This is a genomic window from Streptosporangium sp. NPDC006930 (assembly GCF_040635605.1).
In the GTDB taxonomy this organism is placed as follows: domain Bacteria; phylum Actinomycetota; class Actinomycetes; order Streptosporangiales; family Streptosporangiaceae; genus Streptosporangium.
In genome coordinates this window covers 107,321-125,148 of sequence record NZ_JBEYID010000018.1, presented here as the reverse complement: position 1 = coordinate 125,148, position 17,828 = coordinate 107,321, and the positions used below count along the sequence as shown (strand labels likewise).

The window sequence follows — 17,828 nt, the reverse complement described above, 5'->3', positions numbered from 1 at the left end:
GGAGACCGCTCCCGCCCGGCATCACCGGAAGGCATCCCATGACGGACCACTCCTCTCCCGGCAGGCTCGACGGAACGGTCGTCCTGGTCACCGGCGGAGCCCGGGGCATCGGCCGGGGCATCGCCGACGCCTTCCACGACGCCGGGGCGACGGTCGTCGTCGCCGACCTCGACGAGACGCGCACGGAGCAGGTCGCCGCGGAACTCGCCGCCACCTCGGGCGCATCGCCCGCGCCGGTCTCGGCGGTGCGCCTGGACGTGCGCGACCCGGGGTCGGTGACCGCCGCCTTCGAGCACGCGACCACCCGGCACGGCGGGGTGGACGTGCTGGTCAACTGCGCCGGGGTCTATCCGAACACCTCGGCCCTCGACATGACCGCCGCGGAGTGGGACGAGGTGTTCGCCGTCAACGTCCGCGGCGTGATGCTGACCTCGCAGGCTTTCGCCCGCACCTCCGGCGCCCTCGGGGGCGGGCGCCGGATCGTCAACGTCTCCTCGGGCGCGGCCCGCTCGGCCCGGGTGGGCGCCGCCCACTACTGCTCGTCCAAGGCGGCGGTGGAGATGCTCACCAGGGTCCTGGCGCTGGAGTTCGCACCGTCGGGGATCACCGTCAACGCCGTCGCCCCCGGACTGATCGAGGTCCCGGCCACCCTCGCGCTCTCGGCCGAGTACGTGACGACGCTGGTCGCCGGGCAGCCGGTGCACCGCATGGGCACCCCGGCGGAGATCGCCCGGGCGTGCCTGTTCCTCGCCGATCCGGACTCCTCCTTCATCACGGGGAGTGTTCTCGACGTGGACGGAGGCTTCCTGGCCGGAACGGCCCTGCCGCCGAGCTGATCCACGTTTTACGAGATCAGGGCGGCAGGACGGATCGAGTTTAAGTAACAAATCTTTTACAGGCCTAGTCTTTGCCGCAGTATGCAACGTACGTTTCAATCGTCGAAAGTGACAGAACGGTGCAAAGCAGGCATGTGACGCCCGCAGGCATGTCCCGCACGCGTTCGTCCCCTCGTCCAACAGACGCAGAGAGGCTTCACCGTGGCCCGTTCCCCCTTCCTCCGTCCCCGGACGCCAGTCCGGGCGATCACCGCCGTCGCGGTGACGGGCGCCCTGGCGGCGCTCACCGCGTGCTCCTCATCCACTTCCACCTCCGCAGCGGAGAACGGCGGTGAGGCCGGCACGAAGGAGATCCAGATCGGCCTGCTCGCCCCGCTGACCGGAGGTCTGGCATCCGACGGCCTGGGCATGAAGCAGGGGGCCGAACTCGCCGTCAAGCAGCTCAACGCGGCCGGCGGCGTCAACGGGTACACGTTCAAGCTCAAGGTCGCGGACGTGCAGAGCCAGTCCAACGACGCGGTGACCAAGGGCGTGCAGACCCTCACCGACGACGAGTCGGTGAAGGCGGTCGTCACCGGCTACGCCTCCACGTCCAACTTCGAGATCGACGAGTTCGCCGCGGCGGAGAAGGTCTACCTGATCGGCGGCAACACCGCGCAGACCCAGGAGATCATCGAGAAGGACCCGGCGAAGTACCCCACCGTCTGGTCGATCACCCCCAACTACGACGCCTACGGCACCGAACCGGTCGACCTGGCGGAGTCCTGGGCCGAGCAGGGGCTGTGGAAGCCGCGCGGCAAGTCCGCGTTCATCGTCCGCTCCGACAACCCCTACAGCGAGAGCATCGCCGACGGCCTGGTCAAGCAGTTCGAGGCCAAGGGCTGGACCATCGCCGGCCAGGAGAAGGTGCCGTTCGGCACGGTCAACGACTGGGGCACGGTCCTCGGGAAGATCCGCTCCGCCGACCCCGACTTCATCGTCAACACCGACTACCAGGTCTCCAACGAGGCCAGCTTCCTGCAGCAGTTCCTGCAGAAGCCCACCAACTCCCTGCTCTTCATGCAGTACGGCCCCAACCAGCCCCAGTTCTTCGAGCTGACCAAGCAGCAGGCCGAAGGTGTGCTGTTCAACAACCTCGCGGGCATCGTGCCCTCACCCGACTACGAGCCGGCCGCGCAGTTGCAGAAGGACTGGAAGGCCGAGTACGGGACCGACGACGTCGACCCGCAGGGCGTGATGACGTACGTGGAGACCATGATCTACGCCGATGCGCTACGCGAGGTCGGTGACCCCGACGACGCGCTGGCGATCGGTGCCGCCATCGGCAAGAGCGACAGCGAGCGGGCCTCCGGGCGGATCGCGTTCGACCAGGCCACGCACCTGGCCAAGCAGGGCGACGACTACGTGCCACTGCAGTCCTTCCAGTTCCAGGACGAGAAGCGGACGCTGATCGCCCCCGAGAAGTACAAGTCGGGCTCCTTCCGGCTCCCGCCGTGGATGAAGAAGTGACCTCGGCTCCCCTGGCGCTGCCGCAGGGCAAGCGGATGGCCGTGGCGCTGACCTTCGACTTCGACGCCCACTCCCCCTGGATGGGCACCCTGGGCCGCACCTCGCCGTCCTACCTGTCGCGTGGCGACTTCGGCGCCGAGCAGGGGGTGCCCCGGCTGCTGGAACTGCTCGGCCGCAACGACCTGCCCGCGACCTGGGCCACCCCCGGCCACGACCTGGTGACCTTCCCGCACCGCATCGAGCAGATCCTGGCGGCCGGGCACGAGATCGCCGCGCACGGCTGCTACCACGAGGTCGTGCCCGACCTGGGGCCCGACGAGGAGCGCCGGCTCATGGAGGTCGCGCTGCGCCAGCACGAGCAGGTCGTCGGGCGCCGCCCCCGCGGCTACCGCTCGCCCGCCTGGGACTTCTCCGAGAGCACGCTGGGTCTGCTCGAGGAGTTCGGCTTCGACTGGGACAGCTCGCTGATGGGCCGGGAGTTCGAGCCCTACCGGCCCCGGCGGGTCACGGTGAACTACGAGTCGGCCAGTGAGTTCGGCCCGGAGAGCCGGATCGTGGAGATCCCCGTGTCGTGGTACCTCGACGACTGGCCCTCGGTGGAGTACGTCGCCGGGGTCTCCCCGCTGGGTTCCCACCGCGACATGGAAGACCGCTGGAACACCATCTTCGACTACGCCCACCAGCGGGTGCCCGGTGCGGTCTACGTGCTCACCATGCACCCGCAGACCATCGGCCGAGCCCACCACCTGCTCGTCCTGGAGGCGCTGATCGATCGGATGCTGGCGGCGGGCGACGTCTGGTTCGCGACGCTGAGCGAGATCGCCGATGCCTGGCAGGGCTGAGCCTGGCCCCGCCCAGGGAGCCGGCGGGATGGTCACCGCGCCCGACCCGAGGGCGGCGCGCGCGGGGGCGTCGATGCTGCGCGCCGGCGGCAGCGCCGTGGACGCGGCGGTCGCCACCGCCTTCGCCACCGGAGTGGTCGAGCCCTACATGAGCGGGCTCGGCGGCGGCGCGTGGCTGGTGGTGCGCGAGCCGGGCGCCCCGGCCGCGACCGTCGTGTGCGGCCCGATCCGAGCCCCGGGCCTGGCTCACCCGCGGATGTTCCCGCTGACGTCCTCCGCGACCGGCACCGGCCTGTACAACTGGCCGGCCGTGCGCGACGACGCGAACATCGTCGGCCCGCTGTCGGTGGGCGTCCCCGGAGCGGTCGCCGCACTGTGCCGGGCGCACGCCAGGTTCGGCCGCCTGCCGCTGGCCCAGGTGCTCGCCCCGGCGATCGAACTGGCCGAGGCCGGACACGAGACCAACTGGTTCGCCTCCTCGGCGATCTGCGCCGAGGCCCGGACGCTGCGGGCCTTCCCCTCCTCCGCGGAGCTCTTCCTGCCCGACGGCCTGCCGCTGCGCGGCCCGTCCCAGGGCCCGGGCGACACGCTCGTCCAACCCCGGCTGGCCCGGGTGCTCCGTGAGATCGGCGCCGGCGGCCCCGACGCGTTCTACCTGGGCCGGGCCGCCCGCGCGATCGCCACGACGGTCACCGAGGCCGGCGGGCTGCTGTCTGAGGAGGACTTCGCCGGGTACACCGTCGACGAGTCCGAGGTCCTTCCCGTCGAGATCGGCCCGATACGGCTGTACGGCCCGCACGCCACCGGGGTGATCTCGGTGATCGAGGCGCTGCAACTGGTCGAGGCCGCCCGGCGGCGCGGGCTGGATCCGGGGGCCCGGCTGTGGGCACGGGTGCTGTCCCACGCGTTCGAGGACCGGCTGCGCGAGGTCACCACCTCCTGGGAGAGTCCCGCGCCATGGGCCCGGCTCGCCTCCCCCGAGTACGCCGACGAGACGGTGGCCCGCTGGATCGCGGGCCGAAACCACCCACCCGCGCCTCCCGGCGGCTCCGCCAGGGCGGGATGCACCTCGCACATGTCGGCGGTCGACGACCAGGGCATGACGGTCTCGCTCACCCAGACGGTGCTCGACCTGTTCGGCTCCCGCATGGTGGAGCCGGAGACCGGCATCGTGCTGAACGACGGAATGATGTACTTCGACCCCCGTCCCGGCCGGGTGACCAGCGTCGCTCCGGGCACGGCCGGGCTCAGCGCGGTCAGCCCCGTCGTACTGACCGGGCCCGGGGAGGCCGAGGCGACGCTCGGCGCCTCGGGCGGGCGGCGGATCATCTCCGCCGTCGCCCAGATCGCCGCCCGCTGGCGTGACGGCGCGGACCTCCAGGAGGCGATCTCGGCGCCGAGGATTCACGCCGAGGGCGACCGCGTCTGGCTGGACCCGCGCGACGCGGGGGCCTCGGCCGACCTCTCCGCCGCGGGGTTCGACGTCCTCGTCGTCGCCGAGGAGCCCACCACCTGGCACTTCGCCCGGCCCAACGGCATCGCGCGGCGCGGCGGCGGGGCGTGGTCCCCCGGCGTCGACCGGATGAAGCCGTACGGGGTGGGTCTGCCCGGCGAATGAGACAGGCCGGCCGAGCCGGCCCACCAACACCACGAGTACCAGCGGATTGAGGGAGATATCGCGATGGCGAGCACTCTGACCGGGCGACGCGCCCTGGTCACAGGCGCGGCGGGCGGGATCGGCGCGGCCATCGCGCACCGCCTGCGCGCGGAGGGGGCGCGGGTCATGATCGCAGACGTCGACGTGGAACGCGGCACGCGTACCGCCGCGGAGCTGCCGGGGGACGGTCCCGCGTGTGTGTTCCAGGAGGCGGACGTGTCCGACGAGGGCAGCGTCGAGGCGCTGTTCACGCGGGTCTCGGACGAGTTCGGCGGCCTGGACATCCTGGTCAACAACGCCGGCATCGCCGAGAGCGGCGGCGGCGTCACCGGTGTACCGGTCTCCGAGTGGCGAAGGGTGATGGACGTCAACGTCACCGGGACGTTCCTGTGTGCCAGGGCGGCGTTCCCGCTGCTGGCCGCGAGCGGTACGGGCGCCATGGTCAACCTGTCGTCCATCTTCGGGGTCACCGGCCTGCCTGCCTTCCCCGCCTACTCCGCGGCCAAGGGCGCCATCGCCAACCTCACCCGGCAGCTCGCCGTCGAGGGCGGCCCGCTGGGAATCCGGGTCAACGCCGTGCTGCCCGGCTACGTCGACAACGACATGGGCGACTCGCGGAGCCTGCTCGACGCCGAGGCGGCCGCGGAGTCCCTGCGGCAGCGCGAGGCGGCGGCGGCCCGCCAGCCGGCCGGGCGGCAGTGCTCACCGGACGAGATCGCCGCGGCGGTCGCCTTCCTTCTCGCCCCGGACGCCTCGTTCGTCAACGGCGTGCTGCTGCCGGTCGACGGCGGTTTCCTCGCCCAGGGTGACTGGCGCGGGCCGGGGCAGGCCGCGTCGTGAACGCCCAGGTCATCCTCGCCGCGCACGAGGTCGGCAAGTCGTTCGGCAGCCTGCGGGCCGTCGACGGCGTCTCGATGTCGGTGAGACGCGACGAGGTCTTCGGTCTGGCCGGCCCCAACGGTGCGGGCAAGAGCACGTTGTTCAACCTGCTCACCGGCATCCCGATCCGCCCCGACTCCGGAAAGGTGATCTTCGACGGCCACGAGATCCAGAACCGCTCGCCGCGCTGGATCGCCAAGGCCGGCCTCAAGCGCACCTTCCAGACCGAGGCCGTCTTCGAGTCGCTGAGCGTGCTGGAGAACGTCCGTATCGGCTCGGCGTACGGCGGCGCGGGCAAGGCCAGGCGCTGGGCCCCTGCCCGGTGCCGGGAGGCGCTGGACGCGGTGGAACTCGGCGGCGACCCGAACCGTCCGGCCGACGGACTCTCGCTGATCGACCGCAAACGCCTGATGATCGCCGGCGCGCTGGTCAGCGGCCCCTCCGTACTGCTGCTCGACGAGCCCGCGGCAGGCCTCGACCCGGCCGACCAGGACGCGCTGATCCGGTTGCTGGCCGGTGTGCGCGGCACGGGCGTCACCATGGTGATCATCGAGCACGTGCTTTCCGTGCTGGAGGCGCTCGCCGACCGGATGGCGGTCCTCGACAGCGGCCGGATCATCGTGACCGGCAGGCCCGCCGAGGTGCTGTCCGACCCGAGGGTCGTCGAAGCCTACCTGGGACCGGGGGCCGCGCGATGAGCGATCTGCTGACCGTGGAGAACCTCACCGCCGGCTACGGCCAGGCGAAGGTGTTGCGCGGCATCTCGCTGCGCGTCGGAGAGAACGAGGCGGTCGGGCTGCTGGGGCCGAACGGCCACGGCAAGACCACACTGCTGCGCTGCGTCTCCAACCTGCACCGGGCCGCCTCCGGCACGATCGCCTTCGCCGGACGCGACACCAGGGGCGAGTCCCCCGGCAGCCTGGTCAGGCGCGGGCTCGTCCACGTGCCACAGGGCTCGCGGTTGTTCCCGCAACTCACCGTGGAGGAGGCACTGCGGCTCTCCGCGTCCTCCAGCGGGCACTCCTCGACCTGGCGGGACGGGATCGACCAGGTCTTCTCGGTCTTTCCCAAGCTCAAGGAACGGCGCCGGCAACTCACCGGCACGCTCAGCGGCGGGGAGCGCCAGATGGCCAGCCTCGGCATGGGCCTGATGGCCCGGCCCACGCTGCTGATCCTCGACGAGCCCACGCTGGGCCTGTCACCGAAGGTCAAGCACGAACTGAGCGAGTGCATCGTGCGGGTCCGGGCCGAGGTCTCGTCGGTCGTCCTGATCGACGGCGACATGGACCTGGTGCTCGACCTGACCGACCGCTACCACGTCGTCCTGCACGGCGACGTGGTGGACAGCGGCGCCTCGGACGGCAGCCGCAGCCGCGACGAGATGATGTCGCTCTTCCTGGGAGGGACCGCCGATGGACGGCATTAGTGTCATCGTGACGAGCACGCTCGTCCTCGGCGGCCTCTACATGCTCATGGCGGCGGGGCTGACGCTGATCTGGTCCACGCTGCGGGTCTTCAACTTCGGGCACGGCGCGCTGATGATGTTCGGCGCCTACCTGACCTGGACGCTGCTGGACTCAACCGGGCTACCGGTCGCGGTGGCGCTGCTCGGCGCCGTGGCGGCGATGGCGCTGATCGGAGTGGCCTACGAGTTCCTGCTGGTCAGCCCGTTCATCCGGCGGCCGGGAGGCGACATGCTGGTGATGGTCGCCACGCTGGCGGCCACGATGCTGCTGCAGAGCGGCGCCCAGCTGATCTGGGGACCGGAGATCAAGCAGCTCCCGCCGTTCGGCGGCGCGCGCGTCGAGGTCGCCGGGGCGGTCGCCCAGGGCAGCCAGCTCGTCACGATCCTGCTCGCCCCCCTGCTGGTGGGCCTGCTCGCCCTGGTGCTCAAACGCACCGGCATCGGGCTGACCGTACGGGCGCTGGAACAGAACCGCGAGCACGCCCAGCTGCTCGGCATCGCACCGCGCCGGGTCTACGTCTTCGTGGTCGTGGTCGCGATCGGCCTGGCCACCGTGGCCGGGGCGCTGCTCGGCAGCATGCAGTTCATCTCCCCGGGCATGGGCGGCGACCCGCTGCTGCGGGCCTTCGTGGTGCTCGCCTTCGGCGGGGCCGGCAGCCTGGCGGGCACCATCGCCGGCGCGTACGCCATCGGCCTGCTCGAGGCCGTCACCACCTACTACTTCGGGCTCTCCTGGAGCCCGGTCCTGGTCTTCCTCGCGATGATCGTGATCATGCTGGTCAAACCCGAGGGACTGCTGCGGACCAAGGTGAGGAGCGCGTGAACGCCATGACCAACCTGCGCTCCTGGGCCGGCTGGCCGGTCTACGCGGCGGTCCTGGTGGCCCTGCCTCTGGTCTTCACCGACCCGCACTCCCGGCTGCTGCTCATCCTCTTCACGATGTACGGCGTGCTCGCCATGAGCTGGAACCTCACCCTCGGTTTCGCCGGCATCTTCAACTTCGCCCAGATCGGGTTCTTCGGCATCGGCGCCTACACCACGGGCATCCTGGCCACCCGCACCGGCATCGACCCGTGGCTGGCCCTGCCGATCTCGGGGGTGTCGGCCCTGCTCGCCTCGCTGGTGGCGTTCCTGCCGGTGCTGCGGCTGCGCGGCATCTACGTGGGCCTGGCCACGTACGTCTTCTCCCAGCTCTGCATCTACCTGGTGCTCGGGCAGGCGGGTCTGACCGGTGGATCCAACGGCATCGTCGGCATCCCCCGGCTCAGCCTGGGCGACGTCAGCCTGCGGGCCGACGGCCGGATCGGCTACTACTTCCTCGGCGCCGCGCTGTTGTTCGCGGTCACCGTGCTGGTCCGGGTACTGACCCGCTCGACCCTGGGCATGTCGCTGCTGGCACTGCGCGACAACGAGGCGCTCGCCACCAGCCGGGGCGTCTCCCGGGTGCGCCAGCACCTGATCGTCTTCATGATCGGCGCGGCCGTGGCCGGGGTGGCGGGCAGCTTCAACGCCTTCCTCAACGGCGTGGTCAGCACCGACGTCTTCGGCTTCGGCTACCTGACCCTGCTGCTCAGCATGATCTTCCTGGGCGGCAGCGGCAGCGTCTACGGGCCGATCGCCGGTGCCGTGGTCGTCACCCTCGTCTCCGACGTGCTGCAGGACGCCGGGGCCTGGCGCGACATGGCGATCGCCATGCTGATCCTCGTGGTGCTCTGGATCGCCCCCAAGGGCCTGGCCGGCATCACGAACTCCGTCCTCACCTCGCTCCGGCGGCCCCCTACCCCCGCTCAGGAACCACTTCCCACCACCTCGAAGGAGACCGCATGACCGCCGAACACGACGTGACCCGCCGGGTGCTGGAGCAGGTCGACCTGCTCGCCGAGCGGATGGTCTCCAGCCTGGCCGACGCGATCGCCATCCCCAGCGTGAACCCGCGTTACCCCGGCCAGGAGTACGACAAGATCGTCGGCGCGGAGGGCGATGTGAGCGCGCTGCTCGGCGACCTGTACGCCGAGGCCGGGGCCGAGGTCACGAAGGTCACCGTGGAGCGGGGCCGCGACAACGCCTGCGGCGTCGTCTCCGGCGCCGGTGGTGGCCGGTCGCTGCTGCTCAACGGGCACGTCGACGTGGTGCCGCCGGGCCGCCTGGACCGGTGGCGCGGCGACCCGTTCCGCGCCCAGGTCACCGACGACGCGGTGATCGGGCGCGGCGCGACGGACATGAAGGGCGGTCTGGTCGCCGCGGCCTACGCGGCCCTCGCGCTGCGCGGGGCCGGCGTGCGCCTCGCCGGTGACCTGGTCCTGCAGGGCGTCGTCGGCGAGGAGGTCGGCGACCACGAGGCGGGCACCACCGCGGTGCTGGAGGCCGGGTTCGGCGCGGACGCGGCCATCGTCTGCGAGCCGTCCGGACAGGCCGGCACCCTGCCCGCGTCGGTGCCGGTGACGCCGGGCCTGCTCTGGTTCAGCGTCTCCCTGGAGGGCAAGACCGCGCACTCCGGGCTGCGAGGCATGACCGTGCACCCGACGCTGGAGGGCGACGCGCTCGGCGTCAACACCGTCGACAAGTTCTGGGTGGTCTACCAGGCGTTGCGCGCCCTGGAGGACGACTGGGCCCGGCACAACCGGCACCCGCTCTTCCCGCCCGGCTACTTCAACCTGCTGCCCGGTGTGCTGCGGGCCAACCCTTCGGGCATCCTGGTGCCCTTCTTCCTCGCCGACGAGCTGGTCGTGGAGTACTGCGTCTACCACCACCCCGACCGGTCCAACGAGGAGGTCATGGCCGAGATCGAGTCCCGGGTGCTGGACGCCTGCCGCACCGACCCGTGGCTGCGCGAGCACCCGCCGGTGTTCGAGTGGAAGCTGCTCTGGCCGCCGTACTCGCTGCCCGACGACGCCCCGTTGAGCGCGGCACTGGTCGGCGCGCACACCACGGCGACCGGCGGGCAACCGCCGCTCACCACCGGCTTCATGGGTGTGTGCGACCTGACCTGGATGGACCGCAAGGGCATCGGCGGCCTGGTGTACGGCCCCGGCGTCGGGTACACCGCGCACGCGGAGAACGAGTACGTGGAGATCGCCCAGCTGGTGCAGTCGGCGAAGACCTACGCGCTGACCGCGATCGACTGGTGCGGGCTCGCGGATGAGCGGTGAGCGGTAGCCGGCCCCGGACGGTCGGTGCGCGATCCGAGAGCGACGTTCTCATTTCGCACGGTTCGTGGCATGATCCCTACCTGCCGACGTGCCGCGCGAGCCGGCGGCCGTTTCGGAGGAGGCATCATGTCCGGCACCCCTGAGCCGCGCACCGTCGCGGCCCAGCTCCGCGATGTGCTGCCCAAGCTGCCCCGTGCGGAGCAGCGGGTCGCCCGTACCCTGCTCGCCGGCTACCCGACCGCCGGCCTGGAGCCGCTGGCGACGGTCGCGAGCCAGGCCCAGACCAGTCCGGCCACCGTGCTGCGGCTGGCCTACCGGCTGGGTTTCGAGGGCTATCCGGAGTTGCAGCAGGCGCTCAAGCGTGAGACCCAGCAGCGCTACTCCTCTCCCCTGGCCCAGTACGGCAGCGCCGAGGAGGACACCGGCAGGGTGCTGAGCCGGTCCCGCCGGGTGCTGCTGGACGCCACCGCCATGACCTTCGACCAGCTTCCCGAGGGGGAGCTGGTCAAGGCCGCGGAACTGCTGGCCGACCCCGGCCGCCGCATCTCGGCGGCCGGGGGGCGGTTCAGCACCATCCTGGCCCAGTACCTCATCGCCCACCTGCACCAGTTGCGGCCCAACGCGACCTACATCACCGGGTCCACCGCCGACCACGCGGCCCACCTGCTCGACATGGGCCGCCGCGACGTGCTGGTGCTCTTCGACTACCGGCGCTACCAGCGCGAGACGATCGCCTTCGCCCGCGCCGCGGCGGCGCGCAACGTGAAGATCGTGTTGCTGACCGACCCGTGGCTGTCGCCCGCCGCCGCGGTGGCGGATGTCGTGCTGCCCGCCCAGGTCCGCTCGCCCTCGCCGTTCGACTCGCTGACCCCGGCGGTGGCGCTGCTCGAAACGCTGGTCGCCGCCGTGGTCGAGCAGCTCGGCGAGGCGGGCAGGAGCCGGGTGGCCGAGTACGACCAGATGGCCGACGACGTGCTGCGCGAGGGCGACGGGCCGCTGCCTCCGGCCGAGCCCGGCACCGGGCCACCCCGCAGGACCCGGACGTCCGCGGAAACCCCGTCCTGACGGCGCCCGTCCTGATGGCGCCCCTTCCGACGGCGCCCCTCCCGACGGCGCCCCGTACGCGTTGACCGGCGGGTCCTGCGTGACCTTCACGATCCCGCCACCGACCGCGCGATCGGAACCGTGGCGGTCCTCGCCGCCGCCTCGGTAGCCCCGCACTCGCGCCGAACGCGGTGTCGGGGTGGCGATTCGCGCCAACACCTCGGTGTGGGCCTCTGTGATTTCCTCGCTCACCGGAGCCTGCCCACCAGGACATCCCCGTACCGAAACGATCGGTTCCACCGTGGGTGATCTTCGATCAACCTGACGAAAAACAGCCGTACACCAGGGCAATCAACCCCAGGAACCTCCAAAGCACGGTGCCCTTTCCCGCACCGGCGAGCCGCGGCGACACGGGCTCTTCGGCATGGATAACCGCCCATATCACGACGTTATGGGACTTTGCGAGGTATTCAGCCGCCCGTCTCGATGCCACCTTAAGGGAGCCCGGACTTCTTAGGGCTCCTTGCATCCCTCCTACCCCCCAAGGGACATCGAGAGGAATCACCCGCGTGAATCCGAAGGTCAAGCTTGGCGCCGTGGCCGTACTGGTCGTCGCCGCCATGACCACCCCCACGGCGGTGAACGCCGCCACCCCGGCGGACGCCGCCGCAGCCCGCACCGTGTCCGCCGACCCGCCGGTGTACGCGCCGCCGGACGCGGAGGCGCGCAACCGCGCGGTCACCACCGCCAACGCGACCCTCGCCGCCAGGTCGGAAGCCGTCCTCAAGGGACAGAACGAGAGGTTCACCCTCACCAGGAACATCGCCGGCGCGTACGGCCTGCAGTACCTGACCTACGCGCGCACCTACCGCGGACTTCCGGTCTACGGCGGTGAGGTGATCGTCTCCACCGACAGGGCCGGAGAGCTCGTCGGATCCGTGAGCTCGGGCCAGCAGTCCAGGATCACGATCGACGTCACGAGCAAGGTGGACGCCGCCACGGCGACCGCCACCGCCCGCGCGCAGCTGCCCGTCGTGGAGAGCGTGGCCGCGCCCAAGCTGCTCGTGCACGCCACCACCACGACGCCCAGACTGGCCTGGGAGGTGGTCGTCAGCGGCGCCACCGCCGAGGCTCCGAGCGTCCTGCACGTCTTCGTGGACGCCCTCGACGGATCGGTCTTCGACTCCTACGACGACGTGCACGCCGGAACCGGCAACAGCTACTACAACGGCAACCCGGTGACCATCCAGACCTCGGGCTCGGGCAGCTCGTACTCGATGACCGACACCACCAGGCCCGGCCTGCGCTGCGGCGGCCAGAACGGTTCGGCCTACACCGGGACCGACGACTCCTGGGGCAACGGCTCGGGCACCAACCTGGAGACCGCCTGCGTCGACGCGTTGTACGCGGCCCAGACGGAATGGAACATGCTCAGCAGCTGGCTGGGCCGCAACGGGTTCACCGGCTCGGGCGGCGCCTTCCCGGCCCGGGTCGGCCTGAGCGCCGTCAACGCCTACTGGAACGGCAGCTACACCAGCTTCGGGCGCAACTCGGCGAACACCAGGCAGGCCACCCCGATGGACGTGGTCGGCCACGAGTACGGTCACGGCATCTTCCAGTACTCCGGCGGCAGCGGGGGCAGCGGCAACGAGGCCGGCGGCCTGAACGAGTCGACCGGTGACATCTTCGGCGCGCTGACCGAGCACTACGCCAACCAGCCCGCCTCCCTCGACCCGCCGGACTACCTGGTGGGCGAGGAGGTCAACCTGACCGGCTCGGGCGAGATCCGCAACATGTACAACCCCTCCGCCAAGGGACACCCGAACTGCTACAGCTCCTCCATCCCCTCCACCGCGGTTCACGCGGCGGCAGGCCCGCAGAACCACTGGTTCTACCTGCTCGCCGAGGGCACCAACCCGGTGGGCAAGCCGGCCAGCTCCGTCTGCTCGGGTCCGACGACCCTGACGGGCATCGGCATCCAGAAGGCCGGCCGGATCTTCCAGGCCGGGCTGAACACCAAGACCTCCCCGTGGACGCACGCCAAGGCACGCCTCGCCACCGTGGCAGCCGCCAAGTCGCTCTACCCCGGCGGCTGCACCGAGGTGAACGCGGTCAAGGCCGCCTGGACCGCGATCAACGTCCCGGCCACGAGCAGTGAGGTGTCGTGTCCCTGACATGAGGAGCTCCCCGCGCCGACGGTGACCCCCGGCCTTCGCAGACCCGGAAACCACCCCGGCGCGAGGACTTCCCCCCGGCCCTCGCGGGCACATCCGTGATGACCGGGGAATCACACCGGCGTGAGAACTCTCCCCCGGCCCTCGCAGGCACGACCTGCGAGGGCCGGATCACGCTCCGGGGCGCGAACCATGATTGGAAAGGCTACAAAGGGTACATACGCCCTGCTGAAAGCTGGAAAGCTCGACCGAAGACGGGGAACGGGGCGGTCATGACGATCCTCAAGCGATCACGGGCCGGAACGCCGCTCCCCCACACGACCGGATGAGCACCGGCCCCGACAGGACGACGTCCTCCCGGCATCGCGAGGGAGCCGATCCGCGCCGCTGGAAGGCGCTCACCGTCTGCCTCGTCGCCGGTTTCATGACCCTGCTGGACGTCAGCATCGTCAACGTGGCGCTGCCCTCCATCCGTACCGGGCTGGAGGCCCCGCAGAGCACCCTGCAGTGGGTGGTCTCCGGGTACGCGCTCACCTTCGGGCTGGTGCTGGTCCCCGCCGGGCGGTTCGGCGACACACACGGCCGACGCAACGCGTTCGTCTTCGGCGTCGTACTGTTCACCGCGGCGAGCGCGGCGGCCGGGCTCGCCCAGAACCCGACCTTGCTGGTCATCGCGAGACTCGTGCAGGGGATCGCGGGCGGAGTGATCAATCCGCAGGTCAGCGGGCTGATCCAGCAGCTCTTCCGGGGAGCGGAGCGAGGCAGGGCGTTCGGGATGCTGGGCACCGTCATCGGCATCTCGACCGCGATCGGCCCGCTGCTCGGCGGGGTGCTCATCAACCTCGGCGGCTACACCGACGGCTGGCGCCTCGTCTTCTACGTCAACGTGCCGATCGGCGTCCTGGCCGTCGTCCTGGCCTACCGCTACATCGGGCCCGCCGCCAAGGAGTCTCGCCCCCGGCAGACCATGGACCCGGTGGGCGTGCTGCTGCTCGCCGCCTGTGTCCTGCTGGTGCTCCTGCCACTCGTCGAAGTTCAGGAGTGGGACGCCTCGGCCAGGTGGCCGGCCCTGCTCGCCGGGCTTGCCCTGCTCGCGGCCTTCGTGGCCTGGGAGCGCCGGTACGGGCGGCACCACCAGCCGGTCGTCGACCTGTCCCTGTTCCGAAGGCGCTCGTACGCGCTCGGCGCCCTGCTCGGGGCGCTCTACTTCGCGGGCTTCACCGCCATCTTCTTCATCCTCACCCTGTACCTGCAGAACGGCCTGGGCTACTCGGCCCTGGAGGCGGGACTTGCGACCACGCCGTTCGCGGCAGGGTCGGCCGTGACCTCCCTGTTCGGCGGCAGGTTCGTCACCCGGCTCGGCCGCCCGCTGGTGGTGGCCGGACTCGTGACGGTCGCGGTCTCCCTCGCCGTCACCGCGCTCGCGGTGGAACTCGTCCCCGGCACCCAAGTGGCCTGGGCCACCGCGGTCCCGCTGCTCCTCGCCGGCCTGGGCAGCGGCCTGGTGATCTCCCCGAACCAGACACTGACCCTGTCGGAGGTGCCGGTCCCCGAGGCGGGCACGGCCGGGGGCGTGCTCCAGACGGGGCAGCGCATCGGCGCCGCCGTCGGCATCGCGGCGATCGGCTCGGTGTTCCTCTCCGAGGTCGCCTCCTCGGGCGGCGAGTATGCGACGGCGTTCCGGCACTCGCTGCTGGTCACCATCGCCTTCGTGCTGGTCGCGCTGGTCGTGGCCATCACCGACGTGATCGCCTCCCGCCGCCTCTCCCGGACCTGAGCCCCGCCACCGAGAACTCACGGCTCCCCAAGCAGGATGCGAAACGATTCGCCACCCATGAATGACACTCCCGAGCTCGCGCCTGGTCAGGCGGCCAGCTCGCTGTTCAGGTGATCACGGAACTCGCGAACCATCACACTGTCCCCGTACGGCTCAAGCTGTCCGGCGAACTGGCGGGCAAGCTCCACCGTGCGGGCGGAGGTCAGCGTCTTGGTCGCCGGGATCGCGGCTCGGGCGAAGTCCAGAGCCTGCTCCAACTCCCCCATGCCGAGGTATGCCTCGGCGGCATGCAGCTGATTGAACTGGGCGGAGCGAGGAAGGCGTGCGCTGAACTCGGCCACGACCTCCTCCGCACAGACCGCCGCCCGCCGGTGCTCACCCAGCAGACTCCAGCAGCGCCCGGCCTGGGCCGTCAACTCCACCGCCTCGAACCTGCCGACCCATGTCGGATCGCGGTCGGTCGCTCCTTGAGCGTGAGCACGCTCGGCCTCGGTGATCAGTCGTTCGACCTGCTTGGCAGTGTGCCGGTCCTGGGTCTCGGACGGTCTGGCCTGCACGGCCATCGCCCTAGCCTCACCGGCCAGCACCAATGCCATGACACGCGGAGGCGCCTGCGCCCGGCTGGCCGTGTCGACGGCGGCTCGGGCCAGCCACACGGCCCAGGCCCCCTGCTCCAGATGGATCGCCTGGCGGGTCAGCGTCGCCAGCACCCAGGCGCCGGTCAGCGGGTCGTCAGCGTTCTTGGCCAGCCTCAGCGCCTGGCCGAAGTGCTGCTGGGCCTGGCCGTGCCGGTTCAGGTCGAAGGCCGTCCAGCCTGCCAGCCAGGTCATCCCGGCCGCCGCCGTCATCAGCTCGGAACCCACCCGCTCGTCGTAGCGGCCCCGCAGCAGCGGCGCCACCGTCTCGTGCAGGTATTTGACCACCACCGGGCGCACCAGCCCGGCCCCGAACCGCTGGTCTATCTGGCCGAACGCCTTCTGCGCCTCGACGATCCGCGCCACGTCGGCGAGACCCACATCTCGCCCCTCGTCCTGCCGGGCGGCCGATGCGGCCGGAGTGCCGTAGTTCCAGGAGACCAGCCACTCGCCCAGGGCACCGGGCACGAACGGCAGCGAGGCCAGTAGGTGACGCCGGGACGGGTCCATCTCCAACCTCCACAGAAGCGCGGCCGACTTCACGTTGACGCGCTCCCCGGTCTGAAGGCCGGGGGTTCAGTCCGTGCCGCGTCATGCGGCACCTCTGTGGCTTCCTGCTTCATCGGTGTCTGCCGCCGCGAGCGGTGGTCTTACGTCACCTCCACAGGCGTTTAACGTCTCCGCCTCCCGCCGCGTTTCAGCGATGGGTTTCCGTCCAGCGGCGACGGTTCGTTGGCCTTCGGTGAGGATGTTGCGTGCGGCGTTGACGTCGCGGTCATGGGTCACGCCGCAGGGGCAGGCCCATTCCCGCACGTTCAGCGGCATCGACTCTTGCCGGCTGCCGCACTGCGAGCACGTCTTCGAGGACGGGAACCAGCGGTCGATCTTGGCGAAGGTGCGGCCGTACCGTTTCGCCTTGTACTCCAGCATCCCGACGAAGGCCGACCAGCCCGCGTCATAGACGCTCTTGGCCAGCCGGGTGCGGGCCAGGCCGTTCACCGACAGGTCCTCCACGTAGATCGCTTGGTTGTCGCGGATCAACTGGGTGGAGAACTTGTGGGCGAAGTCCCGGCGCGCATCGGTCACCCGGGCGTGTGCGCGGGCGACCTTGACGACGGCCTTGCTGCGGTTGTTCGACCCCTTCGCCGTGCGGCCGAGGGCCTTTTGCGCCTTGCGGAGTTTCTTGGCCGCGCGGCGCAGGAATCGTGGGTTGTCGATCTTCCGGCCGTCGGAGGTGACCGCGAAGTGGGTGAGCCCCAGGTCGACGCCGACCTCGGCCGCGACCCCGGCGAGCGGTTCCTCGGACGCCTCCACGACGAAACTCGCGAAGTACCGGCCCGCCGCGTCCTTGATCACCGTGACGCTGGACGGCTCCGACGGCAGGGGTCGCGACCAGCGCACCGGCACGTCGCCGATCTTCGGCAGGCAGAGTTTCCCGCCCGCGGTGATGGCGAACCGGGCGTTGCGGGTGAAGCGGATCGCCTGGCGGTTGTCTTTTCGGGACCGGAACCGGGGCGGGCCGATCTTCGGCCCCTGACGCTTACCGGTGATCGAGGCGAAGAAGTTGCGGTAGGCGGTGTTCAGGTCGGCCAGCGCCTGCTGCAGCACCACCGCCGACACCTCGCCCAGCCACGATCGTTGCGGCGCGTGCTTCGCCTCGGTGATGACCCGCTTGGACAGGTCGGCATCGGAGATGTACGGCAGGCCCGCCCGGTGGGCGTCGGTGCGAGCGCGCAGCCCGTCGTTGAACACCACCCGCGCGCACCCGAACGCCCGCGCCAGCGCCTGGCACTGAGCGGCGTCCGGATAGAGCCGGTACCGGTAACGAAGCTGCACGGCACCGATGGTTCCATGACCGAAC

Annotated in this window: 15 protein-coding genes; 13 read left to right on the top strand and 2 right to left on the bottom strand. The window is 70.9% G+C overall.

Annotated elements, in window-relative coordinates; genetic code table 11:
* Window positions 1-38: 38 nt before the first annotated feature.
* The 13 genes from ABZ664_RS28215 (at window position 39) to ABZ664_RS28155 (ending at window position 15,332) form a co-directional block, all read left to right on the top strand.
* A complete protein-coding gene (locus ABZ664_RS28215; RefSeq protein ID WP_362516158.1) occupies window positions 39-836 on the top strand; it encodes an SDR family NAD(P)-dependent oxidoreductase in 798 nt (265 codons plus the stop codon).
* A gap of 201 nt (window positions 837-1,037) precedes the next feature.
* Window positions 1,038-2,345 (top strand): ABC transporter substrate-binding protein, encoded by a 1,308-nt coding sequence (locus ABZ664_RS28210; RefSeq protein WP_362516156.1) that lies wholly within the window; start codon window positions 1,038-1,040, stop codon window positions 2,343-2,345.
* The gene (locus ABZ664_RS28205; RefSeq protein WP_362516153.1) at window positions 2,342-3,187 is read left to right on the top strand and encodes a polysaccharide deacetylase; all 846 of its coding nucleotides are present in this window, start codon (window positions 2,342-2,344) and stop codon (window positions 3,185-3,187) included. The genes ABZ664_RS28210 and ABZ664_RS28205 overlap by 4 nt, the downstream gene beginning before the upstream one ends.
* A gap of 28 nt (window positions 3,188-3,215) precedes the next feature.
* Window positions 3,216-4,805: a gamma-glutamyltransferase gene (locus tag ABZ664_RS28200; RefSeq protein WP_362516151.1), complete on the top strand. Its 1,590-nt coding sequence runs from the start codon at window positions 3,216-3,218 to the stop codon at window positions 4,803-4,805.
* Between the two features lie 63 nt (window positions 4,806-4,868).
* Window positions 4,869-5,684 (top strand): SDR family oxidoreductase, encoded by an 816-nt coding sequence (locus tag ABZ664_RS28195; RefSeq protein WP_362516149.1) that lies wholly within the window; start codon window positions 4,869-4,871, stop codon window positions 5,682-5,684.
* Window positions 5,681-6,421 carry an ABC transporter ATP-binding protein gene (locus tag ABZ664_RS28190; RefSeq protein ID WP_350948408.1) on the top strand — a complete coding sequence of 247 codons (741 nt, stop codon included), beginning with the start codon at window positions 5,681-5,683 and terminating at the stop codon, window positions 6,419-6,421. Before ABZ664_RS28195 ends, ABZ664_RS28190 begins: the two co-directional genes overlap by 4 nt.
* Entirely contained in the window at window positions 6,418-7,149 is a 732-nt protein-coding gene (locus ABZ664_RS28185; protein WP_362516146.1) for an ABC transporter ATP-binding protein, read from the top strand. The genes ABZ664_RS28190 and ABZ664_RS28185 overlap by 4 nt, the downstream gene beginning before the upstream one ends.
* Window positions 7,136-8,011: a branched-chain amino acid ABC transporter permease gene (locus tag ABZ664_RS28180; protein ID WP_362516143.1), complete on the top strand. Its 876-nt coding sequence runs from the start codon at window positions 7,136-7,138 to the stop codon at window positions 8,009-8,011. The genes ABZ664_RS28185 and ABZ664_RS28180 overlap by 14 nt, the downstream gene beginning before the upstream one ends.
* A 5-nt stretch (window positions 8,012-8,016) precedes the next feature.
* Window positions 8,017-9,015 carry a branched-chain amino acid ABC transporter permease gene (locus ABZ664_RS28175; protein ID WP_362516255.1) on the top strand — a complete coding sequence of 333 codons (999 nt, stop codon included), beginning with the start codon at window positions 8,017-8,019 and terminating at the stop codon, window positions 9,013-9,015.
* The gene (locus ABZ664_RS28170) at window positions 9,012-10,337 is read left to right on the top strand and encodes an ArgE/DapE family deacylase (RefSeq protein WP_362516141.1); all 1,326 of its coding nucleotides are present in this window, start codon (window positions 9,012-9,014) and stop codon (window positions 10,335-10,337) included. Before ABZ664_RS28175 ends, ABZ664_RS28170 begins: the two co-directional genes overlap by 4 nt.
* 126 nt (window positions 10,338-10,463) lie before the next feature.
* A complete protein-coding gene (locus ABZ664_RS28165; RefSeq protein WP_362516138.1) occupies window positions 10,464-11,402 on the top strand; it encodes a MurR/RpiR family transcriptional regulator in 939 nt (312 codons plus the stop codon).
* A gap of 548 nt (window positions 11,403-11,950) precedes the next feature.
* Window positions 11,951-13,555 (top strand): M4 family metallopeptidase, encoded by a 1,605-nt coding sequence (locus tag ABZ664_RS28160; protein ID WP_362516136.1) that lies wholly within the window; start codon window positions 11,951-11,953, stop codon window positions 13,553-13,555.
* A 325-nt stretch (window positions 13,556-13,880) separates the two neighbouring features.
* Window positions 13,881-15,332, top strand: coding sequence for an MFS transporter (locus tag ABZ664_RS28155; protein ID WP_362516133.1), 1,452 nt, complete (start codon window positions 13,881-13,883; stop codon window positions 15,330-15,332).
* Between the two features lie 86 nt (window positions 15,333-15,418).
* On the opposite strand, the gene ABZ664_RS28150 is transcribed toward ABZ664_RS28155, so the two are convergent.
* Window positions 15,419-16,510, bottom strand: coding sequence for a hypothetical protein (locus ABZ664_RS28150; RefSeq protein ID WP_362516131.1), 1,092 nt, complete (start codon window positions 16,508-16,510; stop codon window positions 15,419-15,421).
* 48 nt (window positions 16,511-16,558) lie between these two features.
* Window positions 16,559-17,803: a transposase gene (locus ABZ664_RS28145; RefSeq protein WP_362516129.1), complete on the bottom strand. Its 1,245-nt coding sequence runs from the start codon at window positions 17,801-17,803 to the stop codon at window positions 16,559-16,561.
* Window positions 17,804-17,828 lie beyond the last annotated feature (25 nt).

Coding starts and splice junctions, on each gene's coding strand:
- ABZ664_RS28215 (WP_362516158.1), top strand. CDS start 39: ATGACGGACCACTCCTCTCCCGGCAGGCTCGACGGAACGGTCGTCCTG.
- ABZ664_RS28200 (WP_362516151.1), top strand. CDS start 3,216: ATGGTCACCGCGCCCGACCCGAGGGCGGCGCGCGCGGGGGCGTCGATG.
- ABZ664_RS28195 (WP_362516149.1), top strand. CDS start 4,869: ATGGCGAGCACTCTGACCGGGCGACGCGCCCTGGTCACAGGCGCGGCG.
- ABZ664_RS28185 (WP_362516146.1), top strand. CDS start 6,418: ATGAGCGATCTGCTGACCGTGGAGAACCTCACCGCCGGCTACGGCCAG.
- ABZ664_RS28180 (WP_362516143.1), top strand. CDS start 7,136: ATGGACGGCATTAGTGTCATCGTGACGAGCACGCTCGTCCTCGGCGGC.
- ABZ664_RS28175 (WP_362516255.1), top strand. CDS start 8,017: ATGACCAACCTGCGCTCCTGGGCCGGCTGGCCGGTCTACGCGGCGGTC.
- ABZ664_RS28170 (WP_362516141.1), top strand. CDS start 9,012: ATGACCGCCGAACACGACGTGACCCGCCGGGTGCTGGAGCAGGTCGAC.
- ABZ664_RS28165 (WP_362516138.1), top strand. CDS start 10,464: ATGTCCGGCACCCCTGAGCCGCGCACCGTCGCGGCCCAGCTCCGCGAT.
- ABZ664_RS28155 (WP_362516133.1), top strand. CDS start 13,881: ATGAGCACCGGCCCCGACAGGACGACGTCCTCCCGGCATCGCGAGGGA.